Origin of the sequence: Kitasatospora sp. NPDC028055 (genome assembly GCF_040637885.1) — a bacterium.
In the GTDB taxonomy this organism is placed as follows: Bacteria; Actinomycetota; Actinomycetes; order Streptomycetales; family Streptomycetaceae; genus Kitasatospora.
Window position 1 is genome coordinate 802,152 of the sequence record NZ_JBEZXE010000001.1, and the last position, 17,178, is coordinate 819,329.

The 17,178-nt window shown below is 73.1% G+C and carries 12 protein-coding genes; 11 read left to right on the top strand and 1 reads right to left on the bottom strand.

Translation table 11 applies throughout. From position 1 onward, the window contains the following. Positions 1 to 342 precede the first annotated feature (342 nt). The 5 genes from AB0F71_RS03890 to AB0F71_RS03910 all read left to right on the top strand — a co-directional run bounded on the left by AB0F71_RS03890 (position 343) and on the right by AB0F71_RS03910 (position 5,599). The gene (locus tag AB0F71_RS03890) at positions 343 to 1,059 is read left to right on the top strand and encodes a PadR family transcriptional regulator (RefSeq protein ID WP_360227586.1); all 717 of its coding nucleotides are present in this window, start codon (positions 343 to 345) and stop codon (positions 1,057 to 1,059) included. 127 nt (positions 1,060 to 1,186) lie between these two features. Continuing rightward, positions 1,187 to 2,269, top strand: a complete 1,083-nt coding sequence (locus AB0F71_RS03895) for an inositol-3-phosphate synthase (protein WP_360227589.1) — start codon at positions 1,187 to 1,189, stop codon at positions 2,267 to 2,269. Between the two features lie 156 nt (positions 2,270 to 2,425). Further along, positions 2,426 to 3,760 carry an MFS transporter gene (locus AB0F71_RS03900; RefSeq protein ID WP_360227592.1) on the top strand — a complete coding sequence of 445 codons (1,335 nt, stop codon included), beginning with the start codon at positions 2,426 to 2,428 and terminating at the stop codon, positions 3,758 to 3,760. Positions 3,761 to 3,915: 155 nt separating this feature from the next. Then, a complete protein-coding gene (locus tag AB0F71_RS03905) occupies positions 3,916 to 4,551 on the top strand; it encodes a hypothetical protein (RefSeq protein WP_360227595.1) in 636 nt (211 codons plus the stop codon). 34 nt (positions 4,552 to 4,585) lie between these two features. Next, positions 4,586 to 5,599, top strand: coding sequence for a hypothetical protein (locus tag AB0F71_RS03910; RefSeq protein ID WP_360227598.1), 1,014 nt, complete (start codon positions 4,586 to 4,588; stop codon positions 5,597 to 5,599). A gap of 76 nt (positions 5,600 to 5,675) precedes the next feature. Here the strand turns inward: AB0F71_RS03910 and AB0F71_RS03915 are convergent, their stop codons facing one another. Then, complete coding sequence (locus tag AB0F71_RS03915) at positions 5,676 to 7,085, bottom strand: CCA tRNA nucleotidyltransferase (protein WP_360227737.1); 1,410 nt, start codon at positions 7,083 to 7,085, stop codon at positions 5,676 to 5,678. Positions 7,086 to 7,479: 394 nt separating this feature from the next. On the opposite strand from AB0F71_RS03915, the gene AB0F71_RS03920 reads away from it, so the two are divergent. From AB0F71_RS03920 to AB0F71_RS03945, 6 genes are all read left to right on the top strand, one after another. Further along, a complete protein-coding gene (locus AB0F71_RS03920) occupies positions 7,480 to 9,990 on the top strand; it encodes a DUF6049 family protein (RefSeq protein ID WP_360227601.1) in 2,511 nt (836 codons plus the stop codon). Positions 9,991 to 10,048: 58 nt separating this feature from the next. Then, positions 10,049 to 12,484: a murein biosynthesis integral membrane protein MurJ gene (gene murJ, locus AB0F71_RS03925; RefSeq protein ID WP_360227604.1), complete on the top strand. Its 2,436-nt coding sequence runs from the start codon at positions 10,049 to 10,051 to the stop codon at positions 12,482 to 12,484. A 306-nt stretch (positions 12,485 to 12,790) separates the two neighbouring features. Next, positions 12,791 to 14,812, top strand: coding sequence for a serine/threonine protein kinase (locus tag AB0F71_RS03930; RefSeq protein ID WP_360227607.1), 2,022 nt, complete (start codon positions 12,791 to 12,793; stop codon positions 14,810 to 14,812). A gap of 43 nt (positions 14,813 to 14,855) precedes the next feature. Next, positions 14,856 to 15,641, top strand: coding sequence for an RNA polymerase sigma factor SigM (gene sigM, locus AB0F71_RS03935; RefSeq protein ID WP_360227610.1), 786 nt, complete (start codon positions 14,856 to 14,858; stop codon positions 15,639 to 15,641). Further along, positions 15,638 to 16,612 (top strand): hypothetical protein, encoded by a 975-nt coding sequence (locus AB0F71_RS03940; RefSeq protein ID WP_360227613.1) that lies wholly within the window; start codon positions 15,638 to 15,640, stop codon positions 16,610 to 16,612. Before sigM ends, AB0F71_RS03940 begins: the two co-directional genes overlap by 4 nt. A gap of 194 nt (positions 16,613 to 16,806) precedes the next feature. After that, positions 16,807 to 17,178, top strand: a 372-nt coding sequence (locus AB0F71_RS03945) for an FAD-dependent oxidoreductase (RefSeq protein ID WP_360227616.1), incomplete at its 3' end; no start/stop codon positions are given.

The window sequence follows — 17,178 nt, forward strand, 5'->3', positions numbered from 1 at the left end:
CTCCTCGCCAGGCCCGGTCGACCTGTTGGCAGGGTTCCTGTCCGATGCCCGGACCGCCCTAACCCCGGAGGTTGGTCCTCGTGCACACGCGACAGCGTACGCAGCGGGAAATCCCTCCTAATCGGGCATCAGGTGCCAATACCCGCAAAACGGCAGCAGATCATTACACGCCCGTTGCCAACCCCACCCGCGCGTCGGCTTGTGATCACATTCACGCGTGCCCCCCTTGCTCGTTCCGGGGGTCGGGTTTACTGTTCTCGATATATCGAGCCGATACATCGAAGCGGTATACCGCCGATGCAGCGGCCGGAGCGAGGGTCGAGAGGGAGGAGGACGACGGCAGTGGGCAGGCGCTCAGGAGTGCTGGAGTTCGCCGTCCTCGGGCTGCTCCACGACGCCCCGATGCACGGCTACGAACTGCGCAAACGGCTCAACATCCTGCTCGGGGCACTGCGGGCGCTCTCCTACGGAACGCTCTACCCGTGCTTGAAGAGCCTGGTCGCCCAGGGCTTCCTGGTCGAGGACAACCCGGACGTCGAGTACGTCCCGGCCACCGCGCTCAACGGCAAGCGGTCGAAGATCGTCTACCGGCTCTCCCCCGAGGGCAAGCAGCGCTTCGAGGAGCTGCTCGCCGACTCCGGCCCGGAGGCCTGGGAGGACGAGCGCTTCGGCGTCCACTTCGCCTTCTTCGGTCAGACCGACCGAGCGGTCCGGATGCGCGTCCTGGAAGGCCGCCGCAGCCGGCTGGAGGAGCGCCTGGAGCGGATGCGCAACTCGCTGGCCCGCGCCCGCGAACGGTTCGACGACTACACCGTCGAACTCCAGCGGCACGGCCTGGAATCGGTGGAGCGCGAGGTCCGGTGGCTCAACGAGCTGATCGAGACCGAGCGGGCCAACCGCACCGGCCGAACCGGGCCCGCCACCGGCGCCCCCACCGGGACCGCCGGAACCACCGCCGTACCCCACACGACTTCGGACGGCCGTGGCCAGGAGACCGGGTCCCCCGACCCGTCCGGGCCACCGTACGACCGCCCGGGGCGCTCCGCCCAGGAGCGCTGACACCGCGTCAGCCCTGTGCCACGCGGCAGGAGTGGGCGCCTCGCGCCCGTACAAGCAGTCATTCGAAGAAGCAGGACGAGTGCCGTCGGTTCCGACGGCGCTCATGAGATCACAGGGAGCAACCGGAATGGGTTCGGTTCGCGTAGCCATCGTGGGCGTGGGCAACTGCGCCGCGTCGCTGGTGCAGGGTGTCGAGTACTACAAGGACGCCGACCCGGCCGGCAAGGTCCCCGGGCTGATGCACGTCCAGTTCGGTGACTACCACGTCCGTGACGTGGAGTTCGTCGCCGCCTTCGACGTCGATGCCAAGAAGGTCGGCTTCGACCTGGCCGACGCCATCGGCAGCAGCGAGAACAACACCATCAAGATCTGCGACGTCCCGCCGACCGGCGTGACCGTCCAGCGCGGCCACACCCTCGACGGCCTGGGCAAGTACTACCGGGAGACCATCGAGGAGTCGGACGAGGCCCCGGTCGACGTCGTCCAGGTCCTCAAGGACCAGCAGGTCGACGTCCTGGTCTGCTACCTGCCCGTCGGTTCCGAGCAGGCCGCCAAGTTCTACGCCCAGTGCGCCATCGACGCCAAGGTCGCCTTCGTGAACGCCCTGCCGGTGTTCATCGCGGGCACCAAGGAGTGGGCGGACAAGTTCACCGAGGCCGGCGTGCCGATCGTCGGTGACGACATCAAGTCCCAGGTCGGCGCCACCATCACGCACCGCGTGATGGCCAAGCTGTTCGAGGACCGCGGTGTCATCCTCGAGCGCACCATGCAGCTGAACGTCGGCGGCAACATGGACTTCAAGAACATGCTCGAGCGCGAGCGCCTGGAGTCCAAGAAGATCTCCAAGACCCAGGCCGTCACCTCGCAGATCCGCGACCGCGAGCTGGGCGCCAAGAACGTCCACATCGGTCCCTCGGACTACGTGGCCTGGCTGGACGACCGCAAGTGGGCCTACGTCCGCCTGGAGGGTCGCGCGTTCGGCGACGTCCCGCTGAACCTGGAGTACAAGCTCGAGGTCTGGGACTCCCCGAACTCGGCCGGTGTCATCATCGACGCCGTCCGCGCCGCGAAGATCGCCAAGGACCGCGGCATCGGCGGCCCGATCCTGTCGGCCTCCTCGTACTTCATGAAGTCCCCGCCGGTCCAGTACTTCGACGACGAGGCCAAGGAGAACGTCGAGAAGTTCATCCGCGGCGAGGTCGAGCGCTGAACGCAGCTCGGTTCGCGACTGTCGAGCTCTGAGCGCTGAGCTGACCGCTCGTAACGTTGTTAGAAGGGCTCACGACCACCCGGTCGTGAGCCCTTCACGTTCGCGCAGCGAATGTTTCACGTGAAACGGCGCCCGGTTCCGTGGCACCCTGGGCGGGTGGCGATCACCGAGAACGGCAGCACCCACCAGTCCGCGCACCGCGCCACGCTCCTCGGTCTGCTCCGCGGCCGGGACTTCCGCCGACTGCTCACCGCCCGGGTGCTCTCCCAGCTCTCGGACGGCGTCTTCCAGGTCTCGCTCGCCGCCTACGTGGTCTTCTCCCCCGAGAAGCAGTCCTCCCCCGCCGACATCGCCTCGGTGCTGGCCGTGATGCTGCTGCCGTTCTCGGTGATCGGCCCGTTCGCCGGGGTGCTGCTGGACCGCTGGCGCCGGCGCCAGGTGCTCTACTTCGGCAACCTGGCCCGCTTCGGGCTGGGCCTGGCCACCGGCGCGCTGCTCCTGGTCGAGGCGCCGACCTGGCTGTTCTTCGCCTCGGCGCTGCTGGTCACCGCGCTCAACCGGTTCATCCTGGCCGGGCTGTCGGCCGCGCTCCCCCGGGTGGTCGAGCAGGACCGGCTGGTCACCGCCAACGCCCTCTCCCCCACCCTCGGGACCGTCGCCGCCGCCTCGGGCGGAGGCATCGGCTTCCTGCTGCACCAGCTGATGGCCCCCGGGCCGAAGGCGGACGCCGCGCTGGTCACCGTCGCCTCGCTGCTCTACCTCTCGGCCGCGCTGGCCGCCCGCCGGATGGACCGCGACCTGCTCGGCCCGGACCAGCACGGCGAGCGCCCCGCGCTCCGCCAGGCACTGGTGCGGGCCGCCGTCGGGCTCGGCTCCGCCGTCCGCCACCTGGTGCGGGACTGCCGCCCGGCCGTGCACGCGCTGGCCGCCGTGACGGCGGCCCGGTTCTGCTACGGCGTGCTGATCGTGGTCGTGGTGATGCTCGCCCGCTACACCTTCAACGCCCCGACCGACAGCGCGGCCGGGCTGGCCACCCTCGGCCAGGCGGTCGGGCTGTCGGCCGCCGGGTTCTTCGTCGCCGCGGTGGTCAGCCCCTGGTGCACCCGTCGGCTCGGCCTGGCCGGCTGGATGACGGTCTGCCTGCTCGCCCCGGTGGTCTTCGTCCCCGCGCTGGGCCTGTTCTTCGCCCCGGTCCCCACCCTGGCCGCCGCGCTGCTGCTCGGGGTGGTCACCCAGGGCACCAAGATCTGCGCCGACACCGTGGTGCAGGAGTCGGTCGAGGACGAGTACCGCGGCCGCGTCTTCGCCATCTACGACGTGCTGTTCAACGTCGCCTTCGTGGCCGCCGCCCTGGTGACGGCGCTGGTGCTGCCGCTGTCCGGCCGCTCGGTCACGGTGGTGGTCGGGGTGGCGGTGGTGTACGGGCTGACCGCGGTGGGCTACCTTCGGGCCGCCCGGCGGTCCGGTCCCCTGCCCGGCGAGGCCCACTGACGCCGGCGGGGGCCCACTGACACCGCGCGGTACCGGAATCGAAACCACTTCGTCCCGGAGTCCGGCTGCGGCCACCGGACCGATTGCGTCCGACCCAGTCGCTAAGGTACGTAAACCTGTCGGAAAGACAGCACTCTGCCACGGGGGGCGAACTGATGAGCACACCGACCGGTCCGTACGGGCCGCCGCCACCCGCGGCGCCCGGCTTCGGTCCGCCCCCACCCGGGTACGCCCAGGCGCCGTACGGCGGGCCACCCGCCCAGCAGCCGTACGCCCCGGGCCCGTACGGCGGCCCGCCGCCGGGCCCCCAACCCCCGTACGGCCAGGCCCCGTACCCCCAGCCTCCCCACGGGCAGGCGCCGTACGGGCCGCCGCCGCCCGCCGGGCCGTACGGCTACCCGCAGCCCGGTGCGGCCCCCACGGCGCCGCCCGCCAAGCGCGGTGCCCGCGCCAAGCTGCGGATCGCCGGGGCGGTCGGCGGCTGCGTCGTGCTCGCGGGCGCGTACTTCTTCAGCGGCCCGAACGTCAGCAGCGCCAAGCCCGGGGACTGTGTCCGGGTGAGCGGCTCCCGTGACGTCGAGATCGTCAAGTGCACTGATTCCAAAGCGAATTACAAGGTGCTGTCGAAGTTCACCGGCACCACCGACGTGACCCGCTGCCGGCAGACCCCGCAGACCACCAGCGCCGTCTCGGGCAAGAGCGGCCGCCGCTGGAACAAGACGCGGTACGTGCTCTGCCTCGGCCCCCTGACCCCCACCACCACCGGCTACCCGCCGGTGAAGAAGTCCTGACCCTTCCACCAACGTCCTTGTTCCGGGGGATCCCTTGTCTGCTCCACCTCCTCCCCAGCTGCCCTACGGCCCGCCACCCGGTGACGGCAACCCGTACGCCGGCGGCCCGTACGGCGCCCCGCCTCCGCCGCCCCCGCCGGGGTACGGCTACCCGAGCGCCCCGCCGCCGCCGGAGCAGCCGTACGGCGCCCAGCCGCCCGGCTACGGCTACGGCTACCCGCCGCCGGCCCCGACGGACGGGGAGCACTGCCGCTTCTGCGGCGGCTTCCCGGCCGTGCGCGCCACCGTCCGGGGCCACCAGGGCCTGCTGATCGCGTTCCGGATGCTGCGGATGCACGGCCCGTTCTGCCGCACCTGCGGCACGGCCACCGTGCGCGACATGTCCGCCAGGACGCTGGTCCAGGGCTGGTGGAGCTGGGTCTCGCCGATCCTGACCGTGATCACCCTGCTGATGAACCTCGGCGCCCACAACCGGATCAAGCGGCTGCCGCCGCCCATGCCGGGCACCCACGGCCCGCAGCTGGACCCGGGCGCCCCGCTGGGCAGCCGTCCGCACATCGCCATGCTGCTGGTGCCGGTCTCGCTGCTGGTCACCGGGGTCCTGCTGGCCACCGGCGTGATCGGCCCGAAGCAGGACTCCGGCCTCGTGGCGGGGCCGAAGCCGACCGACACGGTGACCTTCTCGCCGTCGCCGCGGCCGTCGCCCACGTTCAGCTACACCCCGCCGCCGATCCCGATGCCCACCTTCTCCCTGCCGAGCATCACCCTGCCGCCGCCCGCGACCAAGGACGACGTCGACAGCGCCGGCATCGGCGACTGCCTGCGCAACGAGAACTCCAACAGCGCGACCGCGGACGACCACCCGAACATCACCGTGCTGCCCTGCACCGACCCCAAGGCCCAGTACAAGGTGGTCTACAAGTACTTCGCCACCTCGGACGAGAAGGTCTGCGAGAAGCAGCCGAAGTCGGACAGCTCCTACACCCGCACCTACACCAAGCTCCCCTCGCTGAACTACGTGCTCTGCCTCAAGCACGTCAACGGCTGACCGGACGCGAGCGCGGCGGTCACCGTCCCGAAGGGGATGGTGACCGCCGCGCGGTGCGTCCGGGGCGTCGCCCGGGTCAGCCCTGCTGCTGCTCGGCCCACCAGGCCCGCAGCGCCGCGACCGCCTCGTCGGGCTCCATCGGGCCGTGCTCCAGCCGCAGTTCGAGCATGTGCTTGTACGCCTTGCCGACCTGCGGGCCGGGCCCCAGGCCGAGCAGCTCCATGATCTGGTTGCCGTCCAGGGCCGGGCGGATGGCGTCCAGCTCCTCCTTGGCCTGCAGTTCGGCGATCCGCTCCTCCAGGCCGTCGTAGGTGCGCGACAGCGCGGCCGCCTTCTTCTTGTTGCGGGTGGTGCAGTCGGAGCGGGTCAGCTTGTGCAGGCGCTCCAGCAGCGGCCCGGCGTCGGTGACGTAGCGGCGCACCGCGGAGTCGGTCCACTCGCCGCCGCCGTAGCCGTGGAAGCGCAGGTGCAGCTCGACCAGGCGCGAGACGTCCTCGGTGAGCTCCTTGGAGTACTTGAGCTCCCGCATCCGCTTGCGGGTCATCTTGGCCCCGACCACCTCGTGGTGGTGGAAGGAGACCCGGCCGTCCGACTCGAAGCGGCGGGTGCGCGGCTTGCCGATGTCGTGCAGCAGCGCGGCCAGCCGCAGGGTGAGGTCCGGGCCGTCCTGCTCCAGGTCGATGGCCTGCTCCAGGACGGTCAGCGAGTGCTCGTAGACGTCCTTGTGCCGGTGGTGCTCGTCGCTCTCCAGCTGCAGCGCGGGCAGCTCCGGCAGCACGTGCCCGGCCAGGCCGGTGTCGACCAGCAGCCGCAGGCCCTTCACCGGGTGGGCGGCCAGCAGCAGCTTGTTCAGCTCGGCCTGCACCCGCTCCGCCGAGACGATGGTGATCCGCTCGGCCATCGCGGTCATCGCGGCGACCACCTCGGGCGCCGGGTCGAAGTCCAGCTGGGCGGCGAAGCGGGCGGCCCGCATCATCCGCAGCGGGTCGTCGGAGAAGGACTCCTCGGGGGTGGCGGGGGTGCGCAGCACCCGGGCCTCCAGGTCCTCCAGGCCGTGGTGCGGGTCGACGAAGCCGCGGCCGGGCAGGTCGACGGCCATCGCGTTGACCGTGAAGTCGCGGCGGACCAGGTCCTGCTCGATGGTGTCGCCGTAGGTCACCTCGGGCTTGCGGGAGGTGCGGTCGTACGCCTCGGAGCGGTAGGTGGTGATCTCGATCAGGAAGGAGCCCTCGGGGGTGTCCTTGCGGGCACCGACGGTGCCGAAGGCGATGCCGACGTCCCAGACCGCGTCCGCCCAGCCCTTGACCAGCTTGAGCACCTGCTGCGGCCGGGCGTCGGTGGTGAAGTCCAGGTCGTTGCCGAGCCGGCCGAGCAGCGCGTCCCGCACCGAGCCGCCGACCAGGGCCAGCCGGTGCCCGGCCGCCTGGAAGCGGCGGGCGATCTCGTCGGCGACCGGCGAGACCCGCAGCAGCTCTTGCAGCCCCATCGTCTGGGCCTCGCTCAGGCCTGGGACGACCTGGAGGGCGGTGCTGGAACGGTCGATACGCGCGGTGGGCTCATTGGCAGTGGACACGGCTCACAAGGGTACGTGCCCCGGAAGGTCAACCGCCCGCGCGTTTTGGGCGTCTCACCCCACAGCCCGCAACACTGCACGCCAGGCTGGATCGTTACCATGCCGGTGGACGAAGCGCGGACACCGGAACCGGGGATGCGGTGTCGCGTGCCGCCGTGCCGACGGATCCCTCCGCGGCAGCGGGGTGGCGTACGTCGTCGAGCGAAGAACGTCGAACGAAGAACGTCGAGCGGGGAACGTCGGGCGACCGTGCCGGACGGACAGCATCAGCAGCGAGCGAGCGAACAGAACGGCGAGGGCGAAACGAGTGAGTGAGCCGGCACGGCACTCGGGCCTGGGGGCGCACCGACGACCTGGACGGGCCGACGGCCCGACCGAACCCCGCACCGGGGAACGGCGCACCGGCGGCCGCGCGCGCCGCTTCGCCGCCGCCTGCGGCGCGCTCCTGGCACTGGTCGCGGCCGCCCCCGCCGCGGCCCTGCCGGCCGGCGGCAACGTCCGCCCGACCGTCGACTCGACGGCCACCGCGGAGTACCCGGTGGTGCTGACCATCGAGACGGTCACCCCGCAGCTGGCCGTCCAGAACGGCACCGTGTCCATCACCGGTCACGTCACCAACTCCGGCAAGTCGGCCCTCAAGGGCGCCCACGCCGCGGTCCGCAAGCCGGTCTCCAGCAAGCCCCTGCAGCGGCGCAGCGAGCTCCAGGGCGTGGCCGCCCGGACCAGCCCGCGGGGCGACGACGGGACGGAGCTGGACAGCCCGCAGTACGCCCTGCCGGAGCTCAACCCGGGCCAGAGCCTGCCGTACACCCTGAGCGTCGCGGTGAGCGACCTCGGCTTCTCCGAGAGCGGCGTCTACGAGCTCGCGGTGGACGCCTGGGGCTCGACCGCGGACAACCCGCGCGACCGGGCCCTGGGCATCGCCCGCACCTTCCTGCCCTACTCCCAGGGCAGCAGCGAGGCCCAGCCGACCAAGGTCGCCACCCTCTGGCCGCTGGTGCACGCGCCGGTGCTGGCCGCGCAGACCTACGCCGAGGGCGACCAGAGCCTCTCCGTGCTGCGCGACGACAGCCTGGCCGCGGACCTCGCGCCGGGCGGCCGGCTGTACGAGCTGGTCGACACCGGCGCCAAGCTGAACGGGCTGACCTGGGTGGTCGACCCGGACCTGCTGGACGCCGCGTTCGCGATGACCAAGCCGTACCGGGTGCAGAAGCCGGGCAACGAGTCCTCCGGAAAGTCCGCCAAGGACGAGAACACCGTCGGCCGCCCCGCCTCGGCCGCCGCCGACGCCTGGCTGAACAAGCTGCGGGCGGCCGTCGCCAAGTCGGGCAGCCAGGTCGTCGCGCTGCCGTACGCCGACCCGGACCTCGCCTCGATCGCGCACAACGGCGCCGACCTGAGCGGCATGGGCACCGCCCTGAGCAAGGCCGCCACCGCCGGCCGGCTGACCGTCGAGGGCCGGCTCTCGGTGGACACCCGCTCCGACGTGGCCTGGCCGTACCAGGGCTACCTCGACCAGCAGATCGCCGGCATCGCCCGGCAGGCGGGCAGCAGCCTGGTACTGGTCAACGGCGCGAGCATGCCCGACCCGGACTCGGTCAACTACACCCCGACCGCGGTGCGCCCGATCGGCAACGGCCAGAACGCGGTGGTCGCCGACGACCCGGTCTCCGCACCCTTCCAGAAGGACCTGAGCTCCCCGAAGGACCAGACCGACGCGACCCAGCGCTTCCTCGCCGAGACCTACGCGATCACCCACGAGCAGCCGCAGAACCAGCGCGGCCTGCTGGTGATGCCGCCGCGCGAGCTGACCGCCAACACCGCCAAGGCGCTGGCCGGCGCCCTGCAGACGGCCGGGGACAAGTGGCTGACCCCGGTGAAGCTGGACGTGCTGGCCCAGGCCGCGCCGGACCCGAAGGCCAACACCGGCGTCCCCTCCCCCGCTGACTACCCGACCCAGGCCCGCGCCTCCGAGCTGCCGGCCTCCGCCCTGAGCGGCACCGACGATCTCCAGCAGAAGCTGGACACCCTGATGCGGGTGCTCACCCTGCCGCAGCGGGTGCGCGGCCCGTTCAGCGCCGCGATGGTCCGCTCGCTGTCCACCGAGTGGCGCGCCCAGGCGCCGGCCGGCGACGCCTACCGCACCGGCGTCACCAACTACCTGAACGAGCTCACGACCGCCGTCCAGGTCCCCAGGAAGAACGTGGTCACCCTGGCCGGGAACACCGGCCAGCTCCAGGTCAGCGTGCGCAACGACCTCACCCAGACGGTCACCAACCTGCAACTGCGGCTCACCTCGAACCAGCCGAACAGGCTGCGGGTCGGCCTGCCGGAGCAGCTCGTCCTCCCCGCCTCGCAGAGCGTCACCCTGCGCTTCAACGCCGAGGCCCGCAGCAACGGCCCGGTCACCATGGTCGCCCAGCTGTGGACCACCGGCCCCGATTCCCGGCCCTACGGCCAGCCCCAGACCTTCACCGTCGAGGTCACCTCGGTGACCAACGGGGTGCTGTACGTCTTCGCCGGCGCCGCCGTGCTGCTGGTGCTCGCCGCGCTGCGCTTCGTCCGCCAGCGCAAGCGGCGCGGCGGGCAGCCGCACGAGGACGGCGACCAGCCGGTCGGGGACGGCCCGGCGGACGGCGACCCGGCGGGCGCCGCCGCGGCCGAGCCCACCGATCCCGCCGAGCCCACCGACCCGGACGCCAGCACGGCGGGCCGGTCGGAGAATGGCGCCGCGGACGGGGGTCCCACGCAGACACCGCGCGCCAGCAGCCCGGATGGCCGGGATCGGACCGCCAGTGATGAGAAGGTTGGTCCTTGACACCGCCGACCCCCCGCAACCCCGGGCCGGTCTCCCCCCACAACAGCGAAGAGGTGACATGACCGGGCGCAGCGAGGAGCGGCCGCCGGGCCGCGGTGAGAGCCGGCCGGGCGCCGAGTCGCCCTCCGGCGACTGGTACGTGGCCGACACCTACGCCCAGGACCCGTACGCCGCACAGGCGTACGGGACGGCGCAGGACGGTCAGGACCCGTACGGCCTCCAGGCCGGACGGCCCGCCGCGGCGCCGCCGCCGGCCACCGCGTACGACGTGCCGCCGCAACTGCCGCCGCAGGGCGGCGGCTACCCGACGCCGGTGCCGTCGACACCGTTCTCGCCCCCCGTGCCCCCCGTCCAGCCCGGCTGGGACACCCCGGTGCAGCCCGGCTGGCCGCAGCAGGCCGCCCCCGCGGCACCGGTCTCCACCCCGGCCCCCGGGGCGTGGAGCCAGCCGCAGCCGCAGTGGGAGCCGGGCCCGGCATCCGCCTGGAACACCGAGACCACCGAGTACGTCGGGGTGGACGCGCTGTTCGGCGGCGGCCAGCCGGAGGCCGCGGCCCAGCCGCCCGCCCCCCAGCCCGCCCCCGTGCCCCCGGCCTCGGCGGTGCCGCCGGGGGCACCCGCGCCGTACCCGCCGATGGGCGGCTACCCGGGGCAGCCGCAGCACGGCGGCCACGACGGGCAGCGGCCGTTCGTGCCGCCGATCGAGTTCGACCCGCCGCTCTCCGAGGAGGAGGCCACCATGCAGGTGGCCGCCGTGGCGGTGCCCCCGGCGGTCGAGCCGCTGGCGGACCTCGCCGAGGAGCAGGCCGCCCCCGCGGCCGAGCCCGCCCCGGCCCCCGGCGGCGGTGGCGGCAAGGTCGCCGGCCTGCTGAGCTCCAGCGCGATCATGGCGGCCGGCACCCTGGTCTCCCGCGGCACCGGCTTCCTGCGGACCATGGTGATCGCCGGCGCGATCGGCATCGCGGTCATGGGTGACTCGTACAACGCGGCGAACACCCTGCCCACCCTGCTGTACATCCTGATCGGCGGCGGCGCGCTGAACGCGGTCTTCGTGCCGCAGCTGGTGCGCAGCATGAAGAACGACGAGGACGGCGGGACGGCCTACGCCAACCGGCTGCTCACCCTGGTGATGGTCGGACTCGGCGGCGTGGTCTTCCTGGCCGTGCTCGGGGCGCCCCTGCTGGTCCAGCTGATCGCCCACCCGATGATGACCAACCCGGCCCGCGCCGACACCACGGTGGCCCTGGCCCGCTACTGCCTGCCGACCATCTTCTTCATGGGCGTCCACGTGGTGATGGGCCAGATCCTCAACGCCCGGGGCCGGTTCGGCGCGATGATGTGGACCCCGGTCCTCAACAACATCGTGGTGATCTTCACCTTCGGCGCCTACATCTGGGTCTACGGCGGCTTCAACGGCACCCAGATCACCCCGGAGAACATCACCCCGGAGGGCGTCCGGCTGCTCGGCCTGGGCACCCTGCTCGGCCTGGTGGTCCAGTCGCTGGCGATGATCCCGTACCTGCGGGCCGCCGACTTCCGCTTCCGGCCGCGCTTCGACTGGCGCGGCCACGGCCTGGGCAAGGCCGCCCGGCTGGCCAAGTGGACCTTCTTCTTCGTGCTCGCCAACCAGGCCGGCTACCTGGTCATCACCCAGCTGGCGACCGCCGCCGGCAGTGCCGCCGAACAGGGCGGGCACGGCGGTGTCGGCCTCTCGGCCTTCTCCAACGCCCTGCTGATCTGGCAGCTCCCGCAGGCCGTCATCACCGTCTCGATCATGAGCGCGGTGCTCCCCCGGCTCTCCCGCGCGGCCGCCGACGAGGACGCCGGCGCCGTCCGGGACGACCTGTCGTACGGGCTGCGCACCACCGCGGTGGCGGTCGTCCCGGCGGCCTTCCTGTTCCTGGCGCTCGGCCCGGCCATCGGCCGCTCGATCTACGCGGTCGGCGGCGGCGGGACGGCCCTGGACAACGCGACCAACGTCGGCCTGATGCTCTCGGCCTTCGCGCTCGGACTGATCCCGTACTCGGCCCAGTACGTGATGCTGCGCGGCTTCTACGCCTACGAGGACACCCGGACGCCGTTCTCCAACACCGTCTGGGTGGCGGTCTGCCAGGCCGGCTTCTCGCTGATCTGCTGGGTCGCGCTGCCCGCGCAGTGGACGGTGACCGGCATGGCCTTCGGCTACGGCCTCGCCTACGCCGTCGGAGTGACGGTCGCGGTGCCCAAGCTCAAGAAGAAGATCGGCGGGCTGGACACCAAGCGGATCGGCAAGACCTACAGCCGGCTGGCCACCGCCTGCGTCCCGGCCGCGGTGGTCGGCCTCGGCGTCAGCCTGGCGGTCCAGCAGGTGCTCGGCGGCTGGCCGGGCAGCGTGCTGTCGGTCCTGCTGGGCGGCGGCCTCCAGCTGCTGGTGTTCGTGTTCATCGCGAAGCGCCTGCGGATCGAGGAGATGAACGCCATGCTGGGCATGGTCCGCGGCCGACTGGGCCGCTGAGTCCGAGTACAACCGGCCGGACGAGCGGGCGCCCTGACCGGGCGTCGACCGGGGCCGACACCGCCCCCGCCCGTCCGGCCGCAGCACGGGCCGCCACCCACCACCGGACACGCCCGGGCCGCCACGTGGCGGCCCGGTGTCGGATCTGCACCACATCTCTCCACCGGCATGCAACCGAGCGGACCCTTCAGCGGTCGTACCCGGTGGTGAAGAGTGGGCACAATTGTCCTGGAGCACAGGGCGGCCAATCCGCGGGCTCCAGCGACTCTCTCAGGCCGGGGCGACACAAGGGGAGGCAGGACCACGGTGGCTGATGGCACCAAGGCGGTCGTCGACACGTCAACAGCTGACGCGGCGGCGGACGAGGCCGCGCTGGCTGCGGCGATCGACGAGCTCGGGAGCGGGGACACCGCCCCGGCGGACTCCGCCGACGCCTCCTCCACGAACGCCCCCGGGAACTCCTCCGCGGCCTCCGCCGAGGCCAAGGCCAGCGGCAAGGCCAAGGCCGAGTCCACCGCCGAGCCCGACAGCGGGGACGACGAAGAGGTCGGCGACGAGGAGGGCCCGACCCCCGGGACGGCGGTGAGCGAGGAGACCTCGGAGATCACCGCCCCGCTCTCCGTCCACGAGATCGCCGCCGAACTGGCGGCCGGCTCCCCGCGGAAGAAGCCCGCTCCCGCCCCGCAGCCCGCCTCCGAGAAGCGCCGCCCCACCGACCCCCAGCCCACCGTCGACCCGCGCGACACCGCCACCCTCCCGCGCACCCTCCCCGCGCCGATGCGGCACAGCGGCGACAAGATCGGCCACCGGTACCTGCTGGAAGAGTGCATCTCCCAGACCGAGACCTTCAGCAGCTGGCGCGCTGTCGACGAGAAGCTGCGCCGGGCCGTCGGCGTCCACCTGATGGCCTCCGGCCACCAGCGCGCCCGCAAGGTGCTGGCCGCCGCCAAGTCCGCGGCCCTGCTCGGCGACCCGCGCTTCGTCCAGGTGCTGGACGCCGTCCAGGAGAACGAGCTGGTGTACGTCGTGCGGGAGTGGCTGCCGCACGCCTCCGACCTCGCCAAGCTGCTCGCCGACGGGCCGATGGAGCCGCACGAGGCGTACCAGATGGTCCGCCAGGTCGCCGACGCCGTCGCCGCCGCGCACCGCCGCGGCAAGGCACACCTGCGGCTCACCCCGCGCTGCGTCCTGCGCACCGACAGCGGCCAGTACCGGATCAACGGCATCGCGGTGGACGCCGCCCTGCGCGGGCTGCCCGCCGAGGACTCCACCGAGGACGCCCAGCGCACCGACACCCGGGCCATCGGCGCGCTGCTCTTCGCCGCGCTCACCCACCGCTGGCCGTACCCCGAGGACCGCTACGACCTCAAGGGACTGCCCAAGGACCTGCAGAACGCCGCGCCGGACCAGGTCCGCGCGGGCGTCCACAAGGGCCTGTCCGAGCTCGCGGCGCGCGCCCTGTTCGACCACCCGCCGCACCACGCCGAGCCGATCACCACCCCGGAGGAGCTGGTCCGGGCGATCGCGAAGCTGCCCCGGATCCGCCAGCCCGAGCCCGAGCTGCCGGCCTTCCCGACCCCGCCCCGGCACAACACCCACGCCCTCCCGACCGCACCCAACCCCACCCGGGTGGCCGACCCGGCGGTCGCCCCGCTGCCGGCCTCCTCCCGGCCCACCGCCGCCCGGCGCACCAAGCGCCGGCTGCGCCGGGTGGTCAAGGCCACCGCCTGGACGGTCGCCCTGGGCGCGATCGGCGTCGCCTCCTGGCAGTTCGTCGGCAGCCTGCGCAACAACAACCAGGCCGTCGCCACCCCGCAGACCTCGATCAGCAGCACCGCCGCGAGCGCCCGCCCGACGGCCCACCCGCCGGTGCCGATCCAGATCAAGGAAGCCTTCTCCTACAACCCGCGGGGCGACTCCCCGGAGTCCCTCTGGCTGCTCCCGAAGGTCTTCGACGGGGACCCGAACACCGCCTGGGTGACCAAGAGCTACAACGACCCCTTCGGCCCCAAGCCGCCGTTCAAGGACGGCACCGGCCTGCTGATCGACCTCGGCTCGGTGCAGGCGGTCAGCTCGGTGAGCGTCCAGTTCGCCGGCACCCACACGGCCGAGCTCCGGGTGCCGAACGCCCAGGCCGCCGCGAAGCCGCAGGACGCCCAGCCCGAGGCCTTCAACGTGCTGGACAAGCAGACCGGCTCCACCACCGACTTCACCCTGAGCAGCCCGACGAACACGCGTTACCTCTTGATCTGGATGACCAGCCTGCCGAAGGATACGAGCGGCGGCGGTTATCGCGGTCAGGTCAACGAGGTAAAGGTCTTCGGCTGACCGCCCGCCCGCGCAGACCGGACGACGGCGACAAGGGGTAGCAGTGGCGGACGACGACGCGGCGCTGCTCGCCCGGCACGTCGCCGGCGACCAGGAGGCCTTCGGCCTGCTGGTGAACCGCCACCGGGACCGCCTCTGGGCGGTCGCCCTGCGCACCCTGGGCGACCGCGAGGAGGCCGCGGACGCCCTCCAGGACGCCCTGGTCTCCGCCTTCCGGGCCGCCGCCGGCTTCCAGGGCCGCTCGGCGGTCACCACCTGGCTGCACCGGATCGTGGTCAACGCCTGCCTGGACCGCGCCCGGCGCAGCGCCACCCGGCGCACCAGCCCGCTGGACGAGGACCCGCAGCGGCTGGACCGCCTGGTCGGCACCGCCGAGCCGGCCGACTCCCCGGTGGTCCGGGCCGAGGTGCAGCGCGAGCTGACCGCGGCGCTCGCCGAACTGCCCCCCGAGCAGCGGGCCGCGCTGGTCCTGGTCGACATGCAGGGCTACCCGGTCGCCGAGGCCGCCGAGCTGCTGGGCGTCCCGGTGGGCACCGTGAAGAGCCGCTGCGCCCGCGGCCGGGCCCGGCTGCTCCCCCTGGTCCGGCACCTGCGCGAGACCGACGGCGAGACCAAGGGCGGGACCGACAGCGGGGACGGCGACGGACGGCACGTTTCACGTGAAACACCGGCCGGCCGGCCCCCGGGGCGCCCCGCCCCCGACCCGTCCGGTACCGCCCCGCCCCCGCCGGGCGGGACCAGAGGGAACCCGACAGGCCCCCGCACCGTCACAGGGACAGGCCCGAGCACCGGCCGCACGATGCTGGAAGGAGATGCGAGCACGCGATGACCGCCCCCCTCTCCTCCCCCGGACCCACCGACGCCCACCCCTCGGTCGACGAGCTGGCCGACCTCGCCGAGGGCCTGGTCGAGCCCGCCGGGGCCGCCGAGGCCCTGCACCGGCACCTGGACGGCTGCGCCGAGTGCCGCGGCACCGTCGAGGCGCTGGCCGAGGTGCAGACGCTGCTCGGCACCGTCGAGCCCGAACCGATGCCCGCCGACGTCGCCGCCCGGCTGGACGCCGCCCTCGCCGAGGCCGCCCGCGCCGACCACCCCTCCCCGGCGGAGCCCACCGGGCCCACCGGTGCCGCCGGACGCCCCGAGCGGGCCCCCGCCACCGCCCGCCGGACGGAGCTCCCCGCCACGCCCGTACGGGCCGCCGCAGCGCCCTCCGCGCCCCCGGCCCGCCCGTCCTCGACCTCCGGCCCCGGCCGCCCCCGCCCGCGCCGCCGCCGGTTCGCCCTGCTGCTCGGGGCGGCCGCCGCGCTGGCCGCCGTCGGGCTCGGCGGCGCCCTGCTGCTGCACCAGGACGACTCCCCCGCCCGCACCACCGCCTCCGCCACCTCGGCGGGTACGGTGGGCTCCCCCGGCGAGCAGAGCGCCCGCACCCCGCACCTGACGGGCCCCGGCACCGTCTACCAGGAGGACCGGCTCGCCGACCAGGTGCAGCAACTGCTGGACCGCTCCGGCTCCCAGCCCGGACTGCGCGCCACCGGGCCCGGCAAGTCCGGCGCCGCGCCCGCCGACGGCTCCCGACCGGAGCTCTCCGGCCCCGCCTCGCCCACCGCACCGGTCTCCCCCGCCGACTGCCGCGCCCCCGCCCCGGGCACCCCACTGGCCACCGACCGGGGCAGCTACCAGGGCTCCCCGGTGGACGTCCTGGTCTACCCCGCCCCCGGTCGGCCCGGATTCGTGGACGTCTTCCTGCGCTCCCCCGACTGCGGCCCGGTCGTCCTGCAACGGACCGTCCCCGGCCACTGAGCAGCCCTTCCCAGCCACCGGAAGGCCGTTCCCATGCGATCGACGACCGGGGCGGCACGCCACTTCCGGAGTTCGGGCGCCTGGTACTGATCCGCCTGGGAATGCGAGACACTGGTCAGTCGTTGTCCCGGGCGGCGGAGCAGGACCGCCCTCCCCGCAGCAAACGCGGGTCGCGATGCGAACCAGGAGAAGCAGTGAGCGACGTCCGTAACGTGATCATCATCGGTTCCGGCCCGGCCGGGTACACGGCCGCGCTCTACACGGCCCGTGCCTCCCTCAAGCCGCTGGTCTTCGAGGGAGCCGTCACCGCCGGTGGTGCGCTCATGAACACCACCGAGGTCGAGAACTTCCCCGGCTTCCGGGACGGCATCATGGGCCCCGAGCTGATGGACAACATGCGGGCCCAGGCGGAGCGCTTCGGCGCCGAGCTGATCCCCGACGACATCGTCGCGGTGGACCTCACCGGTGAGGTCAAGACCGTCACCGACTCCGAGGGCAACGTGCACAAGGCCCGCGCCGTGATCGTCACCACCGGCTCCCAGCACCGCAAGCTCGGCCTGCCCAAC